The organism is Saccharothrix sp. CCNWYY140, assembly GCF_037401995.1.
Classification (GTDB): domain Bacteria; phylum Actinomycetota; class Actinomycetes; order Mycobacteriales; family Pseudonocardiaceae; genus Actinosynnema.
Window position 1 is genome coordinate 22,303 of sequence record NZ_JBBEGC010000020.1, and the last position, 23,187, is coordinate 45,489.

Here is a 23,187-nt window from a genome sequence, read left to right on the forward strand (position 1 = left end):
GAGGACGAGATGACCCAGGCGATCGAGCAGCACCTGGAAGAGCTGCGCGAGATCACCGCGGACGTGATGGAGGTCGAGGTCGAGGAGGTCACCGACGACGGCCTGTTCACCGAGGAGCACGACGCCGACTCGCTGCGCGCGATCGAGCTGCTCGCCCGGATCGAGAAGAAGTACAAGATCGACATCCCGCAGGAGGAGCTGCCGAACATGACCACCCTGCGCGCCCTCTACGAGGTCGTCGCCAAGTACGCGGGCTGGACGGCGTAGTGGACCGCAGGGTCGTGGTGACCGGGCTGGGCCCGGTGTCCAGCATCGGCGTCGGCGTCGAGGCGTTCGGCGCGGCGCTGCGGGCCGGGCGCTCCGGGGTCGCGCCGATCACCAGCTTCGACACCACCGGGTTCCCGCACGTCGTGGCGGGCGAGGTGCCGGACTTCGAGCCCGCGGAGCACCTCCGCGTGCTCGACCCGGCCCGGTGGGGCCGCAGCAGCCTGTTCGCCGCGTCGGCGGCGCGGCTCGCGGTCGAGGACGCGAAGGTGGACCCCGACCTGCTGGCCCGCTCGCGGTCGGGGTCGGTGGTCGGCACCACCAGCGGCGAGTCGCGGGTGGTGCAGGCGCTCAGCGGGCAGTGGGTGGCCGACGGCTTCACCGCGTGGTCGCCGGAGGAGGTGGGCAAGCTGCCCGCCTCCCGGCTCGCGCTCGCGGTCAACCGCGAACTCGGGCTCACCGGCGAGGCCATGACGCTGTCCACGGCGTGCGCGGCGACGAACTACGCCATCGGCTACGCCTACGACCTCGTGGCCGGCGGTGACGCGGACTTCGTCGTCGCCGCCGGCGCGGACTCCACGGTGCGGTGGGCGCACGCCGGGTTCTACCGGCTGGGCGCGCTGGCCGAGCACGCCAGCGCGCCGTTCGACCGCGACCGGACCGGCGTGATCACCGCGGAGGGCGGCTGCGCGCTGTTCCTGGAGTCCTACGACTCGGCGGTGGCGCGCGGCGCGTTCGTCTACGCCGAGGTCATGGGCTACGGGTTGACCTGCGACGCCAACCACCCGGTCGCGCCGGACCCGGAGGGCATCGCGCGGTGCATCCGCCGGGCGCACGAGAGCGCCGGGATCGTGCCCTCGGACGTGGACTACATCTGCGCGCACGGCACCGGCACCCAGGCCAACGACCTCGCCGAGGCGCAGGCCGTGCTGGAGGTCTTCGGCCCGCAGCCGCCGCCGATGAGCTCGATCAAGTCGATGCTGGGCCACACGATGGGCGCGGCCAGCGGGTTCGGCGCGATCGCCGCCATCCTCGGCCTCACCGAGGGGTTCCTGCCGCCGACGATCAACCACCGCACGCCCGACCCGGCGCTCGCGGGCATCGACCCGGTGCCCAACGAGTCCCGGCCGGCGCGGCTGGACGTGGTGCAGAACAACGGGTTCGCCTTCGGCGGCAACAACGCCATCACCATCTTCGGGAGGGTCGGGTGAACCGGGTGCTCGTGATCACCGGGTGGGGCGTGGCGTCCCCGGTCGGCATCGGCGCGGAGGACTTCGCCGCCGCCGTGCGCGACCGGCGGGGCGGCGTCGGCGACGTGCGCGACCTGTTCGACGGGCAGCTGCCCGACCGCCCGGCCGCCGCGCTGGCCGCCTTCCGCGCGCGCGACCACCTGGGCCGCAAGGGGACCGGGTCGCTGGACCGCGGCACGGCGCTGGCCCTGGTCGCCGCCGGGCACGCCCTGGCCGACGCGGAGCTGGTCCTGGACTCCGACCGCGCTCAGGCCACCGGCGTGGTGCTGGGCACGACCGCGGGCAGCGTCCAGTCCGTCGCCGAGTACGACCGGGACACGCTGGTGCAGGACAAGCCGTACCTGGTGGAACCCATGCTGTTCCCCACCACGGTGATGAACTGCGCCGCGGGCCGGACCGCGATCCGGCACGGCCTCAAGGGCGTCAACGCCACCGTCGCGGGCGGGCAGCTCGCGCTGGTGCAGGTGCTGCGCTACACCCGCAACGCCCTGACCCGGGGCCACGCGGAGACCGTCCTCGCGGGCGCGTTCGAGGAGCTCAGCCCGCACCGGGCGTGGCAGCACCGGGTGGCCGGGACCGACGGCGACGCGGTCGGCGAGGGCGCGGGGGTGTTCGTCGTCGAACTGCCCGCCACCGCGCAGGACGCCGGCCGCGTGCCGCGCGCGGCGGTGCTGGCCGTGGAGACCGCGGTGGGCGACGACGCCGGGTCGGCGCTGGCCCGGTGCCTGGCGCGGGCGCTGGAGGACGCCGGGGTCGCGCCGGAGCGGGTGACGCTGGTGGCCACCGGCGAGCGCGGCGAGGCCGGGGTGGACGCCGCCGAACGCACCGGGATCGCCGCCGTGCTCGGCGACGTCCCGCTGCTGGCGGTCAAGGACCTCGTCGGCGGGTGCGACGCCGCCGCCGGCGCGTTCCAGCTGGCCGCGCTGCTGGCCCGCTACCGCGACGGGCACCGCGGCGTGACGGTGCTGACCTCGGTGACGGCCGAGGGGACTGCGGGCGTGGCGGTGCTGTCCGATGTGACCTCCGAGGGTACGGCCGGCGTGGCGGTGCTGACCGACGACGTGACGGGGTGGTCCGATGTGGACTGATCTCGGCGGCTCCGGCCCGGTCCTGGCCGCCTTCCACGGCGCGGAGGGCGGCCTGCGGGAGTGGACGCCGCTGGCCGCCCGCCTGCGCGGCCGGTACCGGGTGCTGGCCGCGGACCTGCCGTGGCGGGCCTCCGGCGGGCACGCCTGGCGCGCCGGGGCGCGTCCCGCCGACGTCGTCGCCGACGCCCTGGACGCCCTCCCGGAACGCCCGCACGCCGTCGTCGCGCACTCGTTCGGCGCCAACGCCGTCCTGGAGCACCTGGCCGACGGCGGCGCGCGGGACGTGGAGGGCGTCGTGCTGCTCGCGCCGTTCTTCAACGACCCCGCCCGGACCGTGGACGACCGGTTGCGCGAGGACTTCGTCGCGGTGTTCCGGCACGCGGTGGTGGACGGCCTGCTGGTCGCCCTCGCCGGGCGCGGGCGGCTGCTGGACGGCCCGCTGCTCGACGCGATGGCCGACGCCACCCTCAAGCGGGTCGGCGACGCGGGCATCGACGTGCTCTACCGCCAGTTCGTGGCCACCACCGGACTGGACCTGGGCGGGGTCGAGGTGCCGGCGCTGGTCCTGGTCGGCGAGGGCGACCCGGCGCTGAGCGCCGAGCGCGCCGACGTGCTCGCCGCCGCCATGCCGTCCGCCCGGGTCGAGCGGCGGCCGTACTTCACCCACTGCTGCCACGTGCGGCAGGCCGACGACGTCGCCGAGCGGCTGGTCGGCTTCCTGCGGTCGGTCGAACAACGGAAGGTGCCCCTGGCATGAGCAAGAGAGTCCCCACGCTGTACTTCAACTTCCGCAGCCCCTACAGCTGGATGGCGGTGCGGCGGCTGCGGGAGCTGCTGCCCGACGCCGACCGGCGGGTGGTGTTCCGCCCGTACTGGGACGCCGACGACGACACCGCGAAGGCCGTGGCCGATCGGGACGCCGAGATCCTGTACGTGCCGATGAGCAAGGCCAAGCACCTGTACATCCTCGGCGACACCAAGCGGATCGCCGCCCGGTTCGGCTACCCGATGAAGTGGCCGGTCGACATCGGCAACCCGTGGTGGGAACGCCCGCACCTGGCCTGGCTGCGGGCGCGGCGGCTGGGTGCGGGCCGGGAGTTCTACGACGCCGTGGTCGCCGCCCGGTGGGAACGCGCGGAGAACGTGTGCGACGAGGAGGTCCTGGCCCGCCTGGCCACGTCGGTCGGGCTGGACGCGGGCGAGCTGCTCTCCGCCGCGCAGGACGAACAGATCCGCGCGGAGGGCGTCGACGCCCTGGTCGACGCCTACCACGACGACGTGTTCGGCGCGCCGTACTTCAAGCTCGGCCGGCAGCGGTTCTGGGGCCTGGACCGGGTCGCGGACTTCGTCGCCGCGCTGGAGGCGCGGGACGACCCGGACCCGGTCGCGGGGGCGCCCACCGCCGTGCTGACCCGGGTGGGCGGCTACGACCGGGACACCGCGGGCGGGTGCGGGTGAGGAGCGCGGCCCGCGACCCAGCGGGCCACCTCCACCCGGGAGGAGATGTCGAGCCGGCGCAGCACCTCGCGCACGTGGTTGACCGCGGTCCACTCGGAGATGCCCAGCCTGCGGGCGATGGCGCGGTTGGTCAGGCCGCGCGCGACCAGCTCCGCGACCTCCTGCTGGCGCGCGGTCAGCGGCGAGGCGGCGGGCGTGCCGGGCCGGTCGGCCAGCCGCACGGCCCGGCGCAGCCAGGTCAGGCCGTCGTCCAGCTCGCCGCGCGCCGCGTGGTACTCGGCGGCGGCCAGCGCGAACCGGTGCGCCGGCGCCTCCTCGTCCAGGACCGCGAACGCGGTGGCCACGTCCTCGGCCGCCACGTCGGCCCGCGCGGCCATCTCCCCCAGCACGAACTCGCCGTGCCGCCGCCGCGCCGACTCCGGGCAGGAGCCCAGCAGCAGCCGCCGGACCAGCGGGGGCAGCCGGAAGCGCAGACCGCCGGAGCCCGGCTCGCGCACGGCCAGCAGGCGCCGGTCCACCAGCAGCTCCACCACCTCCCACAGGGTGGCGTAGCGGCGGCCGGTGACCGCCTCCACCGCGTCCGCGCTGAAGTCGTCCGCGAACGCGCTGAGCGCGGTGAGCAGGTCGGCGGCCTCCGGCGGCAGCGCGCCGACCTCGGCCACCAGCTCCGGCAGCAGCGCGCCGACGTCCAGCCGCGCCAGCAGGTCGCCCGGCCGCGCCACCTTCAGCCGCTCCCCCGCCCGCACCAGGGCGAGCGGGACGCCGTCCAGCGCGCGGCACAGCCGCACCAGGTCGTCCCGGTCAGCCGCGGTGGGCGCGAAGCCCGGCCGCACCGACCGCGCCGCCCGCAGCAGCACCGCCACCGACGGCACGGCCGCCAGCTCGTCGGCCGGCACGTCGTCGCCGGGCACCGGCAGCGGACCGACGTCCACCACCACCTCGCCGGGCCGCCGCAGCGGTTCGCGCGCGGTGGCCAGCACCGGCCTGCCGGCGGCCAGCCGCTCCGGGCTCGGGTCGTCGTCGAGGACGACGTCCGGCCGCCGCCGCGCGACCTCCGCGGCCAGCCGCGTCTTGCCCACGCCGACCGGTCCCACCAGGGTCGTCAGGCCCGGGGCGAGGTCGCGGACCAGCCGGTCGAGCTCCTCGTCCCGCCCGATCAGGGTCGTCGCGCCCACGTCAGCCACCGGTCACGACGAGCACGGCCCGCTCGGTGAGCGCCCGGCGGTCGATCTTGCGGTTGGCGTTGAGCGGGAACTCGGCGAGGTGCACCACGTGCCGCGGCACCGCGGCCTTGGGCAGGGTCCGGGCGAGTTGCTCGCGCACCTGCGCGGCGGGCACTTCCCGGCCCACGTAGAAGGTCACCAGCTCGCCCTCGACGGCCACCGTGACCGCCCGTTCGACCCCGTCCACGCCGGCCGCCGCGTGGTCCACTTCGGACAGTTCGATGCGCTGGCCGCGGATCTTCACCTGGTGGTCCAGGCGGCCCAGGTAGGCCAGGTCGCCGTCGGGCAGCACGCGGACCACGTCACCGGTGCGGTACCAGCGCTCGCCCTCCAGCACCAGGAACCGGCCCTCGTCGTCGGCGGGGTCCAGGTATCCGGGGAACATCTGCGCGCCGGTCACGCACAGCTCGCCCTCCTCGGCGGGCTTCCCGTCGGCCACCACGACGTGCGCCAGGCCCGCGTGCAGCCGGCCGATCGGCACGATCCCGTTCACGCAGGAGGACGGCGAGGTCGCCGGGTCCCACCGGTGCACGCTGCACGAGATGGTCAGCTCCGTCGGCCCGTACAGGTTCTCCACGGTCGAGCCGGACGCGGCGACGCGCCAGTCCTCGGCGTCGGCGGCGGTCAGCGGCTCGCCGCAGAACAGGCTCCACCGCAGCGACGGCATCGAGCCGGGGGCCAGGCCCCGGGTGCGGCGCACGAAGGAGATCACGCTGGGCGAGGAGAACCACACCGTGATCCCGTGGGAGGTCAGGAAGTCCGGCAGCGCCATCAGCGCGCCCGGCGGCGTGCACACCACGGCGGCGCCCGCGCCCCAGGCGACGAACAGGTCGAACACCGCCAGGTCGAAGGTGAGGTCGAAGGTCTGGGAGAACACGTCGTCCGGGGTGAAGCCGTACCGCTCCGACACCACCGCCAGGTAGTGCGCCACGTTGCGGTGCAGCACCGGGACGCCCTTGGGCGTGCCGGTGGAGCCCGAGGTGAACATGACGTAGGCCGGGTCGTCCGGCTCGGCCCGCAGCGGCGCGGTGAGCGGCACGCCGCCCTCCCCCACCACCGGGACCCCGAGGTCGTCGAGGTCCGCCAGCCGCGACCGGCCGGCGTCGTCGCACAGCAGCGCGTCCAGCCGCGCGGCGGCGACCATGCGGCGGGTGCGCTCCGGCGGGTACTCGCGGTTGAGCGGGACGACCGCCGCGCCGCAGTACACCGCCGCCAGCACGCCCACGTAGGCCGCCACCGACCGCGACGCCAACACCCCCACTCGCCGCGGCGCCTCGCCGGTCGCGGCGAGCACCGCGCCCGCCACGGCCGACGCGCGCTCGTGCAGCTCCCGGTAGGACAGCTGCGCCGCGCCCACGCGCAGGGCCGTCCCCTCCGGGTTGGCCCGCAGGCCCCGGTCGAACCACTCGCGCAGCGTCGCCGCGCGGTGCACCGTCGTCGTCATCACGCCCCCCTGTCCGGTCCGTGCGGTACGCCCAGCGCCACGCACACCACCAGGTCCTCCTGGTGGGTGATGGAGACCTGCACGGACCCGATCCCGGCCGTCCGCGCCGCCTCCGCCGCCCCGCCGTGCAGCCGCACCGCGGGCGCTCCCCACTCGTCGCTGGTCACTTCGATCTCCGGCCACCGCAGCCCCTGGCCGAGGCCCCGCCCCAGCACCTTCGCGACGGCCTCCTTGGCGCAGAACCGGCCCCCGAGCCGTTCCACGCGCCGCGCCGGGCCGAGGTCGGCCACGTCGCCCAACTCCCGTTCGGTGAACAGCAGCCGCCGCATCCGCGGGTGCTCGGCGACGCGGGCGAAGCGCGGCAGCTTGAGCAGGTCCACCCCGATCCTCACGCCGCACCCCCGTCCCCGGCCCGGGTCGCGATCGTGCGCCGCACCAGCCACGCCGCCACCGGCGCGCCCACGACCAGGCTGGCCGCCGCCACCACCGCCATCGTCACGTGCAGCGCCGACACCCGGCCGGTCGACGCGACCGCCGCCCAGCCCACGCCGATCAGCACGGCGAAGTACCCCAGGTTCATCGCCACCGCCACACCGCCGCGCCCGACCTGCTGCAACACTGTCAGCACCGCGAGCACCAGGCCCGTGCAGCCGAACGTCGGCCCCACGGCGGTCAGGAACCCGCGCGCCTGCTCCACCACCGCCGGGTCCTCCGCCAGCAGACCCGCCAGCGGGGACCCGACCACCAGCAGCGCCAGCGTCACCACCGCGTACCCGCAGGCGACCAGCGCCAGGCCGCGCCGGAACACCGTCGCCGCGCCCACCCGGTCCCCCGCCCCGATCCGCTGGTTGACCAGCACCGCGATCGCCGAACCGAACCCGATCGCGGGCACCAGCACGGCGGTCTGGGCGGTGTACCCGGCGTTGAACCCGGCCACCGCCGCCGGCCCGCCGGTCGCGGCGATCCGCACCAGCAGCAGGTTCACCACGAACAGCAGCACGTAGGAGGCCGCGACCGGCAGGCCGGTGCCCACCACCGGCGCGAGCACCGCCGCCGACCGCCGCGCCCCGGCCCACGTCACGAGCCCGGCGCGGCTCAGCACGGCCAGGCCCGCGGCCAGCTCGATCGCGCCCGCGACGGCGGCGGCCACCGGCACCACGGCCAGCCCGCCGCCGCCCGCGACGCCCAGCACGGCCACCAGGGTCGCGTTGAGCACGACGTAGGTCGTGGTCAACGACGTCGCCGCCACCCCGCGCCCCACGCCGCGCAGCACCGCCGAGCACAGCTCACCGCCCAGCCGCAGCGGACCGACCAGCACCATCGCGGCCAGGAACGACCCGAACCGGTCGGCCTGCGCGGGCGCGACGTCCACCAGCCCGCCCAGCGCGCCCGCCGAGGCGATCAGCACGGCCGCCAGCACCGCGTAGGCCAGCAGGCCCGCCTTGAGCAGGCCGCCCCAGTACCCGGCGACGGCCGCGCGGTCGCCCGCGCCGACCCGCCGGGCGGTGAGCACCTGGAGCGTCACCGCGAACCCGCTCACCAACGCCACCAGCAGGAACTCCACCGGGGCGTAGAGCGCCTGCACGTACAGGGCGCCCTCGCCCATCCGGCCGATCAGGGCGACGACCACGACCTGCCCCAGCAGCATGGTCGCCGTTTGCAGCGCCAAGGGGACCCCCAGCGCCGCGATCCGCCGGTACCGCACCGGCCTCACCCACCCTCAGCTGCCAGGCGCACCCACTGCGGGTCCGCGCCGCCGACCGACACCGTGGCCGAGTCTCCCGGCAGCACCCGGTGGGCGGCCACCGCGTCGGCCAGCGCGCGCCAGCCGTCGCACGGCCCGGGTCCGCCGAAGGCGTGCGTGGCGGCCGGTGGTGCGCCCGCGCCCCAGCCGGTGACGCGCAGCGGGCCGCCCTCCCGGGACAGGCGCAGCGCGACCGCCGACACCGGGCCGGGCTCGCCGACGACCACCGGGGGCTGGTCGGCCAGCACGACGGTCGCGCCGCGCTCGTCGAGCAGCCAGTCCAGCAGCCGCAGGAACGCCGTGCCGGACCGCTCCTCCAGGTGCGTGACGCCGAGCTCGTCGGTGACCCAGGGCAGGTCGTGCACGATGCGCGGCAGCACCGCGACGAACGGGTCCGGGTCGGGGTCGGGGCGCACGAGGTACAGCGGCTGCGGCCGGTCCGGCGGGCCGAGCGCGGACAGCGCGGCGACCGCCACGTCGGTGTCGTGGTCGTCGACGAGGAACCGCAGCGCGCCGACCGCGGTGGCGCGGAAGCGGGCCAGCGTGTCGGCCACGTCCAGCATCGCGGCGTCGCCCTCGAACGCGGCGGCGGTGCGGTAGGCGGGGTCGCGGTCCACCGCCGCGCCGATCCCCGCCACGTGCAGGTCAGCCACCGGTGGCCCGCAGCCTGGCCTGGGCGACCTGGAGGAGCTGGATGTTGGTCGTGCCCTCCATGAACTCGAACCCGTGCACGTCCCGCACCCGCTTGTCCAGCAGCGGGTCGGTCAGCAGCGACGCCGGCCCCAGGGACCGGGCCGCCCACCGCGCCACCCGCACGCCCAACGCCGTGCCGACCAGCTTGGCCACCGAGGCCGGGTCGGCCCGCTCGGGCTCGTGGTCGACCGCCGCCGCGGCTTCGTAGAGCACGGTGTGGGCCGCGTCCAGGCTCAGCCGCACCTCGTCGACGCCCGGCGCGTCCGGCCGGTGCTCGCGGACGCGGTCGAACAACGCCTGCGCCGTGCCCACCGCCATCGCCGCGACCTGCACCCGCATGGACAGGAACGTCCTGATCGCGCCCCACATCCCGCGCCGCGAGGCCGGGAGGTGGTTGCCCAGCAACGACTCCTCGGCCACCGGCGTGCCGGCGAAGGTCAGCTCGCTCAGCCGCGCGCCCTTGAGGCCGATCGTGTCCAGGGGGCGCCGCGCGCAGTCCGCGAGCGGCGCTTCCACCAGCGCCGCCCGGATCGACAGCGGGCTGGGGCCGGTGCGGGCGAACACGACGCCGACGTCGCCGCGCGCACCGTTGCCGATGTAGCGCTTGGCGCCGTGCAGCGCGCGGCCGTCGGGGGTGCGGTCCAGGCGGGTGAGCATGCCGGTGGCGTCGTTGCCGCCGCGCGGCTCGGTCATCGCGAAGAACGACCACGTGCGGCCGTCGGCGAGGGCGCGGTGGAAGCGTTCCTGCTGCTCCGGCCCGCCCAGGACGTCCACGACGATCCCGGCCAGGGCCGGACCCGGCGCGGCGAGCACCGCGCCCGCGTCGCCCCGGGCCAGCGCGGCGGTGCCGACGACCCGTTGCAGGCAGGTGGTGTCGCCGTACTCCTGGCCGTCCAGCCGCAGCGGGCGGTCCCGGAAGCGGGCGGGCGTGCACACCAGCCGAATCAGGTCGAGGGCCTGCGAACCCAGGTGGGGCGCCATGTCGTCGGGGTCGGCGTCCACAGCGAGGGCCATGTCGGCGAGCTCCTTGGCGCACTCCAGGCCGACTTCGCGCAGCACGCGGGTCCGGGCGTCGAGGTCGATCACGACGCCACCCACGTGTTGCCGACCAGCGTCGAGACGTACCCGGCCCGCGCCGGGTGCTCGGTGAGGTACCCGTTGGCGCCGAACAACTTCGCGACCTCCCAGTCGATGGCGGCGATCCGGTCGTGCACGGCGGCGACGTCCGCGGCGACCGGGCGCGCGGCGGCCAGTTCATGCCGGGTGCGGGTGGTGGCGGTGACGAGGTCGCCGATCGCGCCCGCCACCAGTTGCTTGCGGGTCAACGGCTCGCCGCCCGCCTCCCGCCCGGCCAGGTGCTCCACGGCCCGGTCCAGCAGCCGGCGGGTCGAGCCGAGGCGGGCCGCCGCGACGGCCAGCGCGACGTCGGGCCGGTAGTCGCGCCGCGAACCGGTGACCACGAAGGCCACCCCCTCGCGCTCCGCCAGGGCGTTCGCCACGACCCGCGCGCCCTCGGGCACGTCCACGACCGCCACCACCGGCCCGGGTGCGGTCTCCCGCGCGTCGGCCCCGGACAGCGCCGCGCGCAGTCCCGCCGCCAGCCCCTCGGCGTGCGCAAGGCGTTCGTACTCCAGCACTACCCCTCCCCCACTTCCACCACCGCGACCCGGAAGTACGCGCCCTGCCCGATCGAGACCAGCAGGCAGCGGTCGCCCACCGAGAGCTCGCCGCGCCGGTCCACGTGGTCCAGCGAGGCCAGCGCGTCCACGCCGAAGGTGTGCCCGCGCTCGGGCAGCAGGTCCAGCCGGATGCGGTCGCGGGCGATGCCCGAGGCCCGGCTGAACGACCGCCAGAACATGCCGTTGGACAGGTGCGGCATCACCCAGTCCACGTCCGACCGGTCCAGGCCGGCGTCGGCGAGCGCCGCGTCCACCGCCTGGACCAGCAGGTCCGTGCACACCGACCAGAACAGCGCGGTGTCCTCGGCGGTCATGCGCAGGCTGCGGTGGAACCGGGTGTCCCGCGCGCCCGCGCCGCCGAGGTAGCGGTAGCGGCCGGTGTCGCGGCCGACCAGGAACGCCACCGCGGCGTCGCCCATGACCGTGGTCGAGGGCACCACCCGCGAGCGGTCGCACGCGCTGCCGTGGTCGCCGCCCAGCACCAGCACCCGCTCGCCCTCGGCCGCGCCGGGCCGGTCCAGGAACCGGGCGGCCACCTCCACCGCCCGCAGCACGGACGTGCAGGCCACGTGCGACAAGCCGTAGAACGGCACGCCCGGCAGCCCCAGCCCGGTGGTGACGCGGTCGGCGAAGCCGGGTCGGTAGAGGTGTTCCTGGTAGAGCAGCGTGTGCCCGTAGAGCACCAGGTCCGCCCGGCCGCCGGCGAGGCTGCGCCGGCCGACGTCGACCAGCAGGTCCTCGAAGCGGGCGCCGGGCTCCAGCGTGGGGCTGTCGCGCAGCTCGTAGACCTTGGTGAACAGCCGCTGCTCGGACCCGGTCGCGCCGTTGCGGGCCAGGATGTCCGCGACCGGCTCGGAGCGCGGCGGCACCGCCACCGCGACCCCGGACAGCCCCGCCCGGACGCGGACCCCGGACAGCGCGGTGGTCACGGCGCGACGGCGGCGCCGACGCGGGCCTGGACGTAGTCGGCCAGCGAGCCGGCGGTGGCGAACACCTCGGGCGCGAGGTCGTCCGGGTCCACCTCCACGCCCAGGACGTCCTCCAGGCCCATCAGCAGTTCGATGACGCTGGTGGAGTCCAGCGCCAGGTCCTCGAACAGCCTGGTCTCCTCGGTCAGGTCGACCAGGTCGCGCTTGAGCACCGCGGACAGCGCGATGCGGACGTGTTCCATGACGTCGGTGCGGTTCACAGCAGTGCCCCCAGGGTCGTGTCGGAGAAGTCGTGCAGGTGTTGCTTGCGCATCAGGTCCTCCGCGGTGTCGCGGGAGCGGACCAGGTGCGCCTCGCCGCGGTGCACCAGCACCTCGGCGGGGAAGCCGTGGCCCAGGAACAGGCCCGGCGAGGCGGTCGGCCCGTACGCGCCGGACCTCAGCACCCCCAGCAGGTCGCCCACCCGCAGCGGCGGGAGGGACGCGTTCTTGGCGATGGTGTCGTTGGGCGTGCACAGCGGCCCGGTGACGTGCCAGGGCTCCGCCGGCCCGTCGGCTTCGCGCGAGAGCAGCTCCACGGGGAAGTTGCGCTTGACGAACGACCCGATGCCCACTGCGGCCATGTGGTGGTGCGTACCGCCGTCGGTCACCGCGAACCGCTCGCCCATCGACTCCTTCACGTACCGCACGCCCACCACGTAGGTGCCCGCGCGGGCGGCGAGGAACCGGCCCGACTCCAGCAGCAGCCGCGTGCCGGGGTGCGCCGCGGCGAACCGCGCGAGCAGCGGGTTCAGGCCCTCGGCGACCGCGTCGAGGTCGAGGTCGGTCTCGCCGTCGAAGTAGGCCACGCCGAAGCCGCCGCCGATGTCGACGACCTCCAGCGGGATGCCCGTCGCCGCGGAGACCCGCTCGGCCAGGTCGAGCGCGTAGCGGGTGTTGGCCACCACGGTGTCCGCGTCGAGGATGCGGGTGCCCAGGTAGACGTGCACCCCGGCCACGTCGACCTGCGGGTAGCGGGCGGGCAGGTCGCGCAGCCCGAGCACGACTTCCTCGTCGATGCCGAACTGGCGCGGCTTGCCGCCCATCGTCAGGCGGGCGCCGCCGGGCGAGACCGCGGGGTTGACCCGCAGCAGGACCCGTTGCCGCACACCCAGGTCGTCCGCGATCCGGTCGATCCGGTCCAGTTCCTCGACCGACTCGGCGACGATCGCGCAGATCCCCGCCTCGACGCACGCCTCCAGCTCGGCGTCGCTCTTGCCGGGACCCAGGAAGATCACGTCCTCCGGGTCCGCGCCGGCCGCCAGCGCCGTGCGCAGCTCCACCAGCGAGGACACCTCGGCGCGGGCGCCGTGGGTGTGGAGGAGGGCGAAGACGCTGACGTTCGGGTTGGACTTGAGCGAGTAGAACACCTCCAGCGCGGGGTGCAGCTTCGTGCGCAGGGCGGCGAGCGCGCCGATCAGCTGGTCGCCGTCGTAGACGTAGAGCGGGGTGCCGAACCGCTCGGCCAGGGCGCGGTGGTCGGTCATCGGGCACCGATCCCGTCCCGCAGCCGCGCGTCGGCGTCGGCGCGCAGCTCGCGCGCGGCCTCGGCGCTGTCGGCGACGCACAGGGCGTACAGCCGGCCCGGGAACTCCGCGCCCGGCGTGGCGCGGGCGTTGAGCGTGGCGAAGGCGTTGACCAGCACGCCCCGGCCGTCGCCGAAGGACAGCTCGCCCAGGGCGGCCACGACCTCGTCGAAGGTGTGCTGCCGGGCCAGGCGGAGCCCGAACGTCGCGGCCACGGCGTGCTTGCCCGGCCCGATGAACCGCTCCGCCACCCGGCTCTGGTAGGTGGCCATGTTGAACCTCGCGTTGATCTCCAGGCACGGGTGGAGCGTGCCGTCCTCGGCCAGCAGGGCGTCCACGCCGACCACGCCGTAGTAGCCCGCCGCGAACAGCTCGCGGCCGATCAGCTCGGCCGCCGCCCGCAGCTCCGGCTCCACGTGGTCGGGCAGCGCGGGCGGGAACTCGTGTCCCTTGTGGACACCACCCTCCACCACCGCCCGCTTGACCGTCTCGAAGGCCACCTCGCCGCCCCGGGAGACGACGAACTGGTAGTTCAGGTCGGCCGCCCGGTCGATCCAGCGCTCGACCACGAGGTCCAGCGCGGCCTCCGAGCGCCGGGACAGCATGCGCACCAGGCGGTCCGCGCGTTCCCGGGAGTCCAGCACGACCATGCCGCGCCCGGACACGCCCAGCGGTTCCTTGACCACGACCCGGCCGCCGTCGACCAGGTGCTCGGCCAGCGCGTCGGCCAGTTCCGCCGCCGAGGCGCACACCGCGCCGGGGATGGCGCGCAGGCCCACCCGCTCGACCAGCCGCCGGCCCCAGGCCTTGCTGTTGACCGCCTGGCACACCGCCGCCGGCACGCCCGCCAGCGGCAGGCCGGTCGCCTTGGACAGCTCCTCCTCCGCCTCCGAGACGCCCATCGGCATCAGGTAGGTGCGGCCGTCGGCCAGTCCGCGCAGCCGCGCCAGCGTCTCCGGCGAGAGCAGCGCGTCCTCGGTCACCGACCGCTCGGGGTCGTTGTGCCCGACCGCCAGCGCCGTGCCGGCGGCGGCGTCGATGCCCGCCAGGAAGGCGGCGTACCGCTCGTCCACGGCCTCCTTGAGCAGGACCACGTCGTCCGGCCCGGCGAGCAGGACGCCCATCTCCTCCATCCGGTTGACCGTGGCGTTGGCGAAGGAGATGCCCGCGCCGGGCAGTTTCGGCGCGCGCTTGGCCCACGCCCGCTCGACCTCGAAGTTGCCCAGGTAGACGAACCTCGCCCCCGCGTCGCCCACCAGCGCGGTCTTCAACCGCTGCTCGAAGCTCACCGTGCCCCCACTTCGTCGCCCAGCCGGGCCCGCATCGCGGCGACCCGCGCGCGGCCCTCGGCGATCATCGCGTCGTACTCAGGCTTGGTCTGCGTCCAGACGTGCACGGCGCGGAACGCGCCCTCGGTGTAGTTGCCCTGCGACACGGTCACGTTGGCACGCTTGGAGTTCCACTCGTCGGAAGCCATCATCTCGTTGACGTCCAGCACCATCGTGAGCACGGCGTGCATGTTGAGGCAGCCGTACACGTGGTCGAACGCGCACATCAGGGCCAGGTAGCCCAGGCCGGTGCGGAACCCCGGCAGCATGGTGATGGACAGGTCGCACGTCCGGTTCACCCAGTCCAGACCGGTCAGGAAGATGTACCCGACCGTGTCGCCGTTCTGCTTCTCCACCACGTACTCCACCCGGTCGCCGCGACCGTCCACGTGGGACCGGAAGCGGCGCAGCAGCTCGTCGCGCGGGGTGAGCCCGAGGTGGCCCGCGATGTTGCGCGCCACCCGCCCGTCGTACTGGGCGTCGACCCGCAGCGCGACGTCCTCCTCCTCCAGGTGCCGCAGCGCCAGGCGGCCCAGCAGCGTCCGACCGCTCACCCCGGCACCCCCGAACCCGGGCGCAGGGACAGGTGCAGGACGGAGGCGTCGTGGTAGGCGTGCTCCCGGTACAGGTGCATCCTCATCCTCCCCACCTCGCGGAAACCGGCGGCCCGGTAGACCGCCACCGCCGCGGAGCCCACGGCGGCGGTGCTGACGAAGGAGCCGGTGCCGAACCGCTCCGCCAGCTGCGTGACGTGCGTCCACACCGCCGAGGCGGCGTGCTCGGGCTCGAACGCGGCGACCCCGACCGTGGCCTGGTCGCGGTTGAGCGGGTTGTGCGTGTGCGCGACGACCGCCACCGGGACGTCGCCGAGCAGCACCTCGAACAGCCGCGCGCCCATGTCGGCCAACCGCTTGGTCATGGCCGCCAGGTTGCGCCGCCGCGGGTCCACCCCGAGGATCTCGTCGCCGCGGTCGGTGATCCGCCGCAGCACGTCGCGCAGCTCACCGGTCGCCACCGGGCGCAGCGCCATCGCCTCACCGGGATTCACGCAGCCGCCCCCACAACGTCCGCCCGACCGGCGCGCCGCCGACCCGGGCCGCCTCGGGCACCACGCCCTCGCGTTCGAAACCCGCCGCGCGCAGCACCGGCTCGACGTCCGGCCCGCCCGGCGTGACGTAGCCGTACACGCGGTTGAGCGCGAAGACCGAGAACGCGGTCTCCAGCGCCCGCTCCAGCAGGGCGCGCGCGCCGACCTCGTCGTAGTCGGTCAGCAGCAGCACCTCCAGTCGTGCCCGGCGGTCCACCCAGTCGATCTCCAGGTACCGGACGACGCCGGCGCCCGCCGCGACCAGGACCCGCGTCTCGTCGCACAGCCCGGGTTCGGGCAGTTCGGCGACGGAGAAGTCCGCCACCCTGCGGTCCTCGCGGACGGCGATCAGCTCGCCGGGCAGCCACCGCCCCTTCAACAGCGCGGCGTGCGCCGGTCGGTACCCCGACAGCGTCACCACCGGTCCTCCCTCCGTCCTGACGGCACCACGACCGGCCAGGTCGCGCCGTAGACCCATCGACCCCACCGCCGCCCCTCCCGCTCGACCAGCTCCGGCAACAACCCCTCCGCGGTCAGGCCCAGCGCCGCCGCGACCTCCACGCCCAGCGCGTCGAACTCCTCGACCTCGAAGGTGATCCGGGCCAGGCCGTTGCGGTCGCGCAGGTGCTCCAACACCCGCCGGTACACCTCGACCCACCACGACACCGGCGCGGTCGACGCCAGGCGCAGGCGCAGCAGGTACAGGCCGGAGTCCGGCAGCTGCCCGGCGTGCGACCACAGCAGGCTGTCCACCGACCACAGCCCCACCACGACGCCGTCGACCAGCACCACGCGCGCGTCGGCGACCAGCGCGTCGATCTCCGCGCGGCCCAGTGCCGTGGGAAGTGTCGTGCGGTACAGGAAGTCCGACGACTCGAAGAGCCGGTACACCGCTTCCTCGTGCTCCGGGCCGAAGGCCCGGGACTGGAACTCCACCACTTCCCCGCTCCACACTCGAATCTCGGTCGGCCACGAAGAACCTAACCGCGGCCACTATCGGTCCGTTATCGGACTTTTTCCTTCTCCGCCAAGGACAAGCGCGCCAGCACGCCGGCCACGGTCGGCTGCTCCAGGAACACCCGCATCGGCAGCTGCACGGCGAAGGCGGCGCGCACGCGGCCCATCAGGCGCACGGCGGTCAACGACTGCCCACCCAGCTCGAAGAAGTCGTCGTCCACGCCGAGCTCGTCGACGCCCAGCACCTCGGCGAACAGCGCCGCCAGCTCGGCTTCCCGCGCATCAGCGACCCGTTCGGCCGTGCCTTCGGTCTGGAGTGGACCGTCGTCCGCCGGGAGCTCGGGGGCTTCCAGCGCGCTGATCCGGACGTCGGGGTCTCGCGTGACGCGGTCCAGCGCCGCGCTGAACGCGGCGATCAGGCCTTCCGCCGAGTGCTCCGCCACGAAGTCCAGCGCGTGCACCAGTTCGCCGGTGATCCCGGCGGGAGCGCCGTCGTCAGCGAAGACCTCGCGCAACTCGAATTCTATGTCTACTTTGGACACTTCTGGTTGCGGTTCGGTGACCGACAGCGCCAGGCCCGGTAGATCCGCCGTGGGCGGTTGTTGGTTGTGCAGTGTCAGCATCACCTGGAACAGCGGGTGATGCACCGGCGACCGCGGCGGGTTCAGCGCCCGCACCACGTGCTCGAACGGGAGGTCCTGGTGGGCGAACGCCGCCAAGTCGGCCGCGCGCACCCGGGCCAGTAGGTCGGAGAACGTCGGATCGCCCGAGGTGTCCGCGCGCAGCACCACCGTGTTGACGAAGTGCCCGACCACCCCGTCCAGGGCGTCGTCGGAGCGGCCCGCGACCGGGCAGCCGATCGGCACGTCCCCGCCCGCGCCGCAGCGGGTCAACACCGCCGACAACGCGGCTTGCAGCACCATGAACACGGTCGTGCCGGTCCTGCGGGCCAGGTCGACCGCACGGGCGTGCACTTCGGCCCCGATCCGCACCTCCCGCACGCCGGCGCGGGGCTGCCGCACGGCCGGCCGCCGGCCCAGCGCGGGCAGGTCGAGCACCGCCGGGAGGCCGCGCAGGGCGTCCACCCAGAACGCCTCCTGCTCCCGACCCACCCCGCTGTCGAGCAGTTCCTGTTGCCACGCGGTGAAATCGGAGTAGCGGATCGCTTCGGGCCACTGCGGCGCGGCACCGCCCAGCCGCGCCCGGTAGGCGTGCGCCAGACCTTCCACCAACGGCCGCACCGACCACCCGTCGCACGCGATGTGGTGCACGACCAGGTGCAGCACGTGCTCGTCGGGCGCGACCCGGTGCAGCGCGGCCCGCCACGGCGGTGCGGCCTCGATGTCGAAGGGCTGCGACGCCTCGGCCGCCAGGGCTGCGTCCAGGTCCGCGGTGTCCACCGCGACCAGGGACGGCTCCGGCACCGGTCCGACGACCTGCCGGGGTTCGCCGTCCACCTCCGGGTAGGAGGTCCGCAGCACCTCGTGGCGCGCGACCACGTCGACCAGCGCCGCCGCCAGCGCGGGCACGTCCAGCGCGCCGGTCAGCCGCAGCACCAGCGGGACGTTGTACTGCGCGCTCGGCTCCTCGAACCGGTTGAGCAGCCACAACCCCCGCTGCACCGGCGACAGCGGTGTCCACGGCGCGTCCACCCGGCGCACGGGCGGGCGCGGCGGCGCGGTCACCGTTCCGAGGTGGGCCGCCAGGGCTTCGGCGGTCGGGTGCTCGAACACCGCGCTCACCGGGACCTCCACGCCCAGTCGCGCCCGGATGCCGGTGACCAGCCGGGCGGCCAGCAGCGAGTGCCCGCCCAGCTCGAAGAAGTCGTCGTCGGCCGCCGCCTCCGGCCGGCCCAGCAGGTCGGCGAACAACGCGCACAGCACCGCTTCCCGCTCGGTGGCCGGTCGTCGGCCGCCGGTCGCGCGCGCCACCGGGTCGGGCAGGGCCTTGCGGTCGAGCTTCCCGTTGGGGGTCAACGGGAAGTCGTCCACCGGCACCAGGATCGACGGGACCATGTGGGCGGGCAGCGTGGCGGCGGCATGGGCGCGGACGGCCGCGAGGTCGAGGTCCGCGACCGCCGGCACGACGTAGCCGACGAGCCGCGTGAACCCCTCGGTGTCGGCGCGGGCGGTCACCGCGGCCCGGTCCACGTCCGGGTGCGCGGCCAGCGCGGCCTCCACCTCGCCGGGCTCGACCCGGAACCCGCGCACCTTGACCTGGTCGTCGGTGCGGCCGAGGTAGTCCAGCCGGCCGTCCGGGCGCCGCCGCACGAGGTCGCCGGTCCGGTACACGCGCAGGCCGCGCCAGGTCGGGAACCTCTGCTCGGTCAGCTCCGGCCGCCGCCAGTAGCCCAGCGCCACGCCGGCGCCGCCGATGTGCAGCTCGCCCGGCTCGCCGTCGGGCACCGGCTCCATCCGCTCGTCCAGGACGTGCAGGGACGTGCCGCGGATGGGCGTGCCGATGGTCGGCGCCTCCCCGGCGCGGACCCGGTCGGCGGTGGACCAGACGGTGGTCTCGGTGGGGCCGTACAAGTTGTGCACGCTCGCGCCCAGCTCGACCATGCGCTCGGCGAGCGCGGGAGGCAGCGCCTCGCCGCCGACCAGCATCCGCAGGCCCCGCACCGCGTCGGGCACCGCGGCGACCAGCGACCGCCACAGCGACGGCGTCGCCTGGAGGTGGGTCACGCCGTGCGCGCGGACGGCGGCGGCCACCGAGGCCGGGTCGCGGGTGTCGCCCGCGATCACCACCGAGGCGCCGGTCACCAGCGGCAGGTAGACCTCCAGCACGGAGATGTCGAACGACGGCGTGGTCACCGCGAGCAGCCGGTCACCCGGACCGAGGTCGAACAGGTCCTGCATGCCCAGCAGGAAGTTCACCACCGCGCGCACCGGGACTACGACGCCCTTGGGCCGCCCGGTGGACCCCGAGGTGTGCAGGATGTAGAGCGGGTCGTCCGCTTCGACGCCATCGGGCAGGTCTTCGGCGGGGAACTCCGCCACGGCCGGGTCGGCCAGGGTCGCGGCGTCCACCACGGCGACCGCCTCGACGTCGTCGAGCACGTACGCGCGGCGCTCGGCCGGGTAACCCGGGTCGACCGGCACGTAGGCCGCGCCCGCCTTCTGCGCCGCCAGCAACGCCACGACGAGGTCGACCGACCTCGGCAGCTCCACCGCCACGCGCGTGCCCGGTCCCGCTCCGCGCGAGCGCAGATAACGCGCGAGACGATTCGAGCGGTCTTCCAACTCGCGATAGGAAACAACGCCGCCGTCGGAAAGCAACGCCGCGGCGGCGGGGTTCGCCGACACCTGCCGGCGGAATAGTTCGACGACCGTCGTCCCCGGTCGCGGGACCACCGGTGTGGTCGGTGCACTCGCCTTGTCCAGCACGCTGTCAACCTAGGCACCGGTCTTTTCCATCCGATATTCACGCTGTTTTCGCCCGTGCGGGAGCCGCGCGAACCTACCCGTCGGTCGGCGCGGGGAAACCGCTTCCGCCGTCGGGGGCGTGGGTTAAGGTGACCGCGATCGCGTGGCCGCTCGCCCTCATCTCGGGCGGCAGCCGATTCAACGAGCCGGGGGGCCGACTTGGATCAGAACGTCGAATTCAGAGTGTTGGGCACGGTGGAATCGAGCTTCGGGGGTCGTCAGGTGCCCCTGGGCGCGCCACGGCACCGAGCCGTGCTCGCCGTGCTGCTGTTGTCCGCGGACCGGGTGGTGCCGATCGACCACATCGCCGACGCGGTGTGGGACGGCAACCCGCCCGCCACCGCCCGCACGCAGATCGCCATCTGCGTCGCGGCGCTGCGCAAGGCCTTCCGCGCCGCCGGGTGGCCCGGCGAGGTGATCGCCACCGCCGCGCCGGGCTACCGCCTGTGCGCCACCGGCCACCGGGTCGACCTGGTCGACTTCGAGGCCCTGGTGGCGCGCTCGCGCGACCAGCTGCGGCGGCGCGAGCCCGCGGCGGCCGAGGCGACCCTGGAACAGGCGCTCGCGCTGTTCCGGGGTCCGCTGCTGGCCGACGTCCCGGGCCGCCACGTGGCGGCGCACCGGGCACGGGTGGAGGAACTGCGCCTGTCCGCCTTGGAACAGCTGCTCGAACTGCGCCTGCACGGCGGGCAGCACCACGAGCTCGTCGGCGAGCTGACCGCCCTGGTGGCGGACAACCCGTCGCGGGAGAAGAGCCGGGGCCTGCTCATGCTCGCCCTGTACCGGTCGGGCCGGCGGGCGGAGGCGCTGGACGCGTTCCGGCGCGGCCGGCACCAGTCCATCGAGGAGCACGGCCTGGAGCCCGGACCGGAGCTGCAACGCCTGCACAACGCGATCCTGCGGGACGACCCGGCGCTGGCCGCGCTGGCGGCGGCCCCGGTGGAGCGCACGCCGGCGCAGCTGCCGCCGCGCATCGCGACCCTGTTCGGCCGCGAGGGCGAACTCGCGGCGCTGGACCGGTTCGCGGTGACCCGGTGCCCGTCGCTGCCGGTGGTGGCGATCAGCGGGCCGCCCGGCGTGGGCAAGACCGAGCTCGCGGTCCAGTGGGGCAGGCGGGTGGCGGAGCGCTACCCCGACGGGCAGCTGTTCGCCGACCTGCGGGCGCACCACCCGGACGGTCCGGCCGCGCCGCGCGAGGTGCTGGCCGGGTTCCTGCGGGCGCTGGGCGTGCCGGCGGCGCACGTGCCCGACAGCACCACCGAGCGGACGGCGCTGTTCCGCAGCACCGCCCACGGGCGGCGGATGCTGGTCGTGCTGGACGACGCCGAGTCCTTCGCGCAGGTCCAGCCGCTGCTGCCGGGCGAGGACGGTCCGCTGGTCGTGGTGACCAGCAGGCGGCGCCTCGGCGCGGCGGCGGCCGGCGGCCTGGCCCTGCACCTGGAGGAGCTGGCGCGGGCGGACTCGGTGCGGGTGCTGGTGGACGTGTCGGGCCGGACCTCGTCGGAGGTGGTGCTGGGCCGCATCGCGGAGCTGTGCGACGACCTGCCGCTGGCGCTGCGCGGCGCGGCGGCGCTGTTCGCCTCGAAGCCGCACTGGTCGGCGCACGACCTCGCGGCCAAGCTGTGCGACGACGGCGCGCGGCTGCGCCGCCTGGGCGGCGTGGAGGACGCGGTGCGCTCGGTGTTCGCCGCGAGCTACGACCGGCTGGGCGAGCGGGCGGCGGCGATGTTCCGCCGGGCGTGCCTGCTGTGGACGCCGCACTTACCGGAGTGGGCCGTGGAGTCCACTGTGGACGCTGATGGGTACGACGCCGAGTGCCTCGTGGAGGAACTGGTCGACGCGCACCTGCTGCGCGTCGGTGACGGCCACTACCGGCTCACCGGGCTGGCACGGCTGTTCGGGCGCGAGCGCGCCCTGCTGGAGGACCCGGCGGACGTCCGGCAGGCGTTCCTGGACTCCGTGGCGCCCGCCCTCCCGCCGGCGAACGTGCAGGGCTGGTTGACCGCGAGCGCGCCGGTCGACGTCGCGGCGTGCGCGATGCCGGCGGCCGGATAGCCGGATGCGCGAACGCCGCCCGCGACACCGTGTCGCGGGCGGCGTTCGTCTTCTTCAGCGCACCCCGTCGAGCTGGTCGACCACACCACGCACCCAGGACGGCTGGTAGACGGTGTCCACGTACCGGTCGCCGAGGTCGGGCGAGATGGCGACCGCCGTGCGCGGCCCCCGCTCGTCCAGCCACCGCGCGGCGCCGGAGACCACGGTCCCGGTCGAGCCGCCGAGGACGAAACCCCTGCGGGCCAACCGGTGGCACATGTCGATGGCGTCCGCCTCCGGCACCATCACCACGTCGTCCACTTCGGACTCGTCGAGCAGCGGCGGGCGCACGCCCGCGCCAAGGCCGGGGATCCAGCGCATCGACGGCGGACCGCCGAAGGTGACCGACCCGACCGAGTCCACCGCCACCACCGCCACACCGGGCCGCCACCGGTGGAACCAGCGCGCGCAGCCCATGAGCGTCCCGGTCGTGCCGGCGCCGACGAACAGCACCTCCAGCGCGGGGAACCGGGCGGCGATGGCGGGCGCGGTCCTGCCGTAGTGCGCCCGCCAGTTCGCCTCGCTCTCGTACTGGTTGAGCCACACGTGCCGCGGGTCCGACCGGCACAGCTCGCGGACGTGCCGCAGCCGCGCGCCGAGGTAGCCGTCCACCGGGTCCGGTTCGGTGACCACGTGCACCCGGCTGCCCATCGCCTCGATCAGCCGGACGGTCGCCGGGTTGCACCGCGTGTCGGTGACGCACACGAAGTCGTAGCCGCGGTCGGCGGCCAGCACCGCCAGCGCCACACCGAGGTTGCCCGACGAGGACTCGACGATCACCGAACCCGGTCGCAGGACGCCGTCCCGCTCGGCGGCGGCGACCATCGCCGCCGCCGCCTTGAGCTTGATCGAGCCCGCGAAGTTGAAGCCCTCGCACTTCAGGTAGAGCCCGAGGTCACCGGTGAGGTCGATGAACAGGTCGTCCTCGTGGTAGTCCTGCGGGGCCGAGATGACCGGCAT

At 75.0% G+C, this 23,187-nt stretch carries 23 protein-coding genes; 6 read left to right on the plus strand and 17 right to left on the minus strand.

All coding sequences use genetic code 11. From position 1 onward, the window contains the following. Window positions 1–9: 9 nt before the first annotated feature. Genes WBN91_RS12785 through WBN91_RS12805 form a run of 5 tightly spaced genes read left to right on the plus strand, consistent with a single transcriptional unit; the run spans window position 10 to window position 4,060 of the window. Window positions 10–267, plus strand: coding sequence for an acyl carrier protein (locus WBN91_RS12785; RefSeq protein WP_337723274.1), 258 nt, complete (start codon window positions 10–12; stop codon window positions 265–267). After that, window positions 267–1,475: a beta-ketoacyl-[acyl-carrier-protein] synthase family protein gene (locus WBN91_RS12790; protein ID WP_337723275.1), complete on the plus strand. Its 1,209-nt coding sequence runs from the start codon at window positions 267–269 to the stop codon at window positions 1,473–1,475. The genes WBN91_RS12785 and WBN91_RS12790 overlap by 1 nt, the downstream gene beginning before the upstream one ends. Next, window positions 1,472–2,602, plus strand: coding sequence for a beta-ketoacyl synthase N-terminal-like domain-containing protein (locus WBN91_RS12795; RefSeq protein WP_337723276.1), 1,131 nt, complete (start codon window positions 1,472–1,474; stop codon window positions 2,600–2,602). The genes WBN91_RS12790 and WBN91_RS12795 overlap by 4 nt, the downstream gene beginning before the upstream one ends. Continuing rightward, on the plus strand, window positions 2,592–3,359 hold the full coding sequence (locus WBN91_RS12800; protein ID WP_337723277.1) for an alpha/beta fold hydrolase: 768 nt from the start codon (window positions 2,592–2,594) through the stop codon (window positions 3,357–3,359). The genes WBN91_RS12795 and WBN91_RS12800 overlap by 11 nt, the downstream gene beginning before the upstream one ends. After that, window positions 3,356–4,060, plus strand: a complete 705-nt coding sequence (locus tag WBN91_RS12805; protein ID WP_337723278.1) for a 2-hydroxychromene-2-carboxylate isomerase — start codon at window positions 3,356–3,358, stop codon at window positions 4,058–4,060. The genes WBN91_RS12800 and WBN91_RS12805 overlap by 4 nt, the downstream gene beginning before the upstream one ends. On the opposite strand, the gene WBN91_RS12810 is transcribed toward WBN91_RS12805, so the two are convergent. The 16 genes from WBN91_RS12810 to WBN91_RS12885 form a co-directional block, all read right to left on the minus strand. Next, entirely contained in the window at window positions 4,027–5,235 is a 1,209-nt protein-coding gene (locus WBN91_RS12810; RefSeq protein WP_337723279.1) for a helix-turn-helix transcriptional regulator, read from the minus strand. The genes WBN91_RS12805 and WBN91_RS12810 overlap by 34 nt on opposite strands. A gap of 1 nt (window position 5,236) precedes the next feature. Then, the gene (locus WBN91_RS12815; protein ID WP_337723280.1) at window positions 5,237–6,727 is read right to left on the minus strand and encodes an amino acid adenylation domain-containing protein; all 1,491 of its coding nucleotides are present in this window, start codon (window positions 6,725–6,727) and stop codon (window positions 5,237–5,239) included. Then, entirely contained in the window at window positions 6,727–7,119 is a 393-nt protein-coding gene (locus tag WBN91_RS12820; RefSeq protein ID WP_337723281.1) for a holo-ACP synthase, read from the minus strand. Before WBN91_RS12820 ends, WBN91_RS12815 begins: the two co-directional genes overlap by 1 nt. After that, entirely contained in the window at window positions 7,116–8,432 is a 1,317-nt protein-coding gene (locus WBN91_RS12825; RefSeq protein WP_337723282.1) for an MATE family efflux transporter, read from the minus strand. The genes WBN91_RS12820 and WBN91_RS12825 overlap by 4 nt, the downstream gene beginning before the upstream one ends. Before the next feature lie 5 nt (window positions 8,433–8,437). Continuing rightward, window positions 8,438–9,124, minus strand: a complete 687-nt coding sequence (locus WBN91_RS12830) for a hypothetical protein (RefSeq protein WP_337723283.1) — start codon at window positions 9,122–9,124, stop codon at window positions 8,438–8,440. After that, on the minus strand, window positions 9,117–10,250 hold the full coding sequence (locus WBN91_RS12835) for an acyl-CoA dehydrogenase family protein (protein ID WP_337723284.1): 1,134 nt from the start codon (window positions 10,248–10,250) through the stop codon (window positions 9,117–9,119). The genes WBN91_RS12830 and WBN91_RS12835 overlap by 8 nt, the downstream gene beginning before the upstream one ends. Continuing rightward, window positions 10,247–10,801 carry an acyl-CoA dehydrogenase family protein gene (locus tag WBN91_RS12840; protein WP_337723285.1) on the minus strand — a complete coding sequence of 185 codons (555 nt, stop codon included), beginning with the start codon at window positions 10,799–10,801 and terminating at the stop codon, window positions 10,247–10,249. The genes WBN91_RS12835 and WBN91_RS12840 overlap by 4 nt, the downstream gene beginning before the upstream one ends. Then, window positions 10,801–11,772: a 3-oxoacyl-[acyl-carrier-protein] synthase III C-terminal domain-containing protein gene (locus WBN91_RS12845; protein WP_337723286.1), complete on the minus strand. Its 972-nt coding sequence runs from the start codon at window positions 11,770–11,772 to the stop codon at window positions 10,801–10,803. The genes WBN91_RS12840 and WBN91_RS12845 overlap by 1 nt, the downstream gene beginning before the upstream one ends. Further along, on the minus strand, window positions 11,769–12,032 hold the full coding sequence (locus WBN91_RS12850) for an acyl carrier protein (RefSeq protein WP_337723287.1): 264 nt from the start codon (window positions 12,030–12,032) through the stop codon (window positions 11,769–11,771). The genes WBN91_RS12845 and WBN91_RS12850 overlap by 4 nt, the downstream gene beginning before the upstream one ends. Continuing rightward, on the minus strand, window positions 12,029–13,297 hold the full coding sequence (locus tag WBN91_RS12855) for a type III PLP-dependent enzyme (RefSeq protein WP_337723288.1): 1,269 nt from the start codon (window positions 13,295–13,297) through the stop codon (window positions 12,029–12,031). Before WBN91_RS12855 ends, WBN91_RS12850 begins: the two co-directional genes overlap by 4 nt. Beyond that, complete coding sequence (locus tag WBN91_RS12860; RefSeq protein WP_337723289.1) at window positions 13,294–14,625, minus strand: DUF3182 family protein; 1,332 nt, start codon at window positions 14,623–14,625, stop codon at window positions 13,294–13,296. The genes WBN91_RS12855 and WBN91_RS12860 overlap by 4 nt, the downstream gene beginning before the upstream one ends. After that, complete coding sequence (locus tag WBN91_RS12865) at window positions 14,622–15,218, minus strand: GNAT family N-acetyltransferase (RefSeq protein WP_337723290.1); 597 nt, start codon at window positions 15,216–15,218, stop codon at window positions 14,622–14,624. The genes WBN91_RS12860 and WBN91_RS12865 overlap by 4 nt, the downstream gene beginning before the upstream one ends. After that, complete coding sequence (locus WBN91_RS12870; protein ID WP_337723292.1) at window positions 15,215–15,712, minus strand: hypothetical protein; 498 nt, start codon at window positions 15,710–15,712, stop codon at window positions 15,215–15,217. The genes WBN91_RS12865 and WBN91_RS12870 overlap by 4 nt, the downstream gene beginning before the upstream one ends. After that, the gene (locus WBN91_RS12875; RefSeq protein WP_337723293.1) at window positions 15,699–16,172 is read right to left on the minus strand and encodes a GNAT family N-acetyltransferase; all 474 of its coding nucleotides are present in this window, start codon (window positions 16,170–16,172) and stop codon (window positions 15,699–15,701) included. The genes WBN91_RS12870 and WBN91_RS12875 overlap by 14 nt, the downstream gene beginning before the upstream one ends. After that, window positions 16,166–16,687 (minus strand): hypothetical protein, encoded by a 522-nt coding sequence (locus WBN91_RS12880; RefSeq protein ID WP_337729382.1) that lies wholly within the window; start codon window positions 16,685–16,687, stop codon window positions 16,166–16,168. The genes WBN91_RS12875 and WBN91_RS12880 overlap by 7 nt, the downstream gene beginning before the upstream one ends. Before the next feature lie 68 nt (window positions 16,688–16,755). Then, the gene (locus tag WBN91_RS12885) at window positions 16,756–20,094 is read right to left on the minus strand and encodes an amino acid adenylation domain-containing protein (protein WP_337723295.1); all 3,339 of its coding nucleotides are present in this window, start codon (window positions 20,092–20,094) and stop codon (window positions 16,756–16,758) included. A 234-nt stretch (window positions 20,095–20,328) separates the two neighbouring features. On the opposite strand from WBN91_RS12885, the gene WBN91_RS12890 reads away from it, so the two are divergent. Further along, the gene (locus WBN91_RS12890) at window positions 20,329–22,188 is read left to right on the plus strand and encodes an AfsR/SARP family transcriptional regulator (protein ID WP_337723296.1); all 1,860 of its coding nucleotides are present in this window, start codon (window positions 20,329–20,331) and stop codon (window positions 22,186–22,188) included. A gap of 54 nt (window positions 22,189–22,242) precedes the next feature. On the opposite strand, the gene sbnA is transcribed toward WBN91_RS12890, so the two are convergent. Next, entirely contained in the window at window positions 22,243–23,187 is a 945-nt protein-coding gene (gene sbnA, locus WBN91_RS12895) for a 2,3-diaminopropionate biosynthesis protein SbnA (protein WP_337723297.1), read from the minus strand.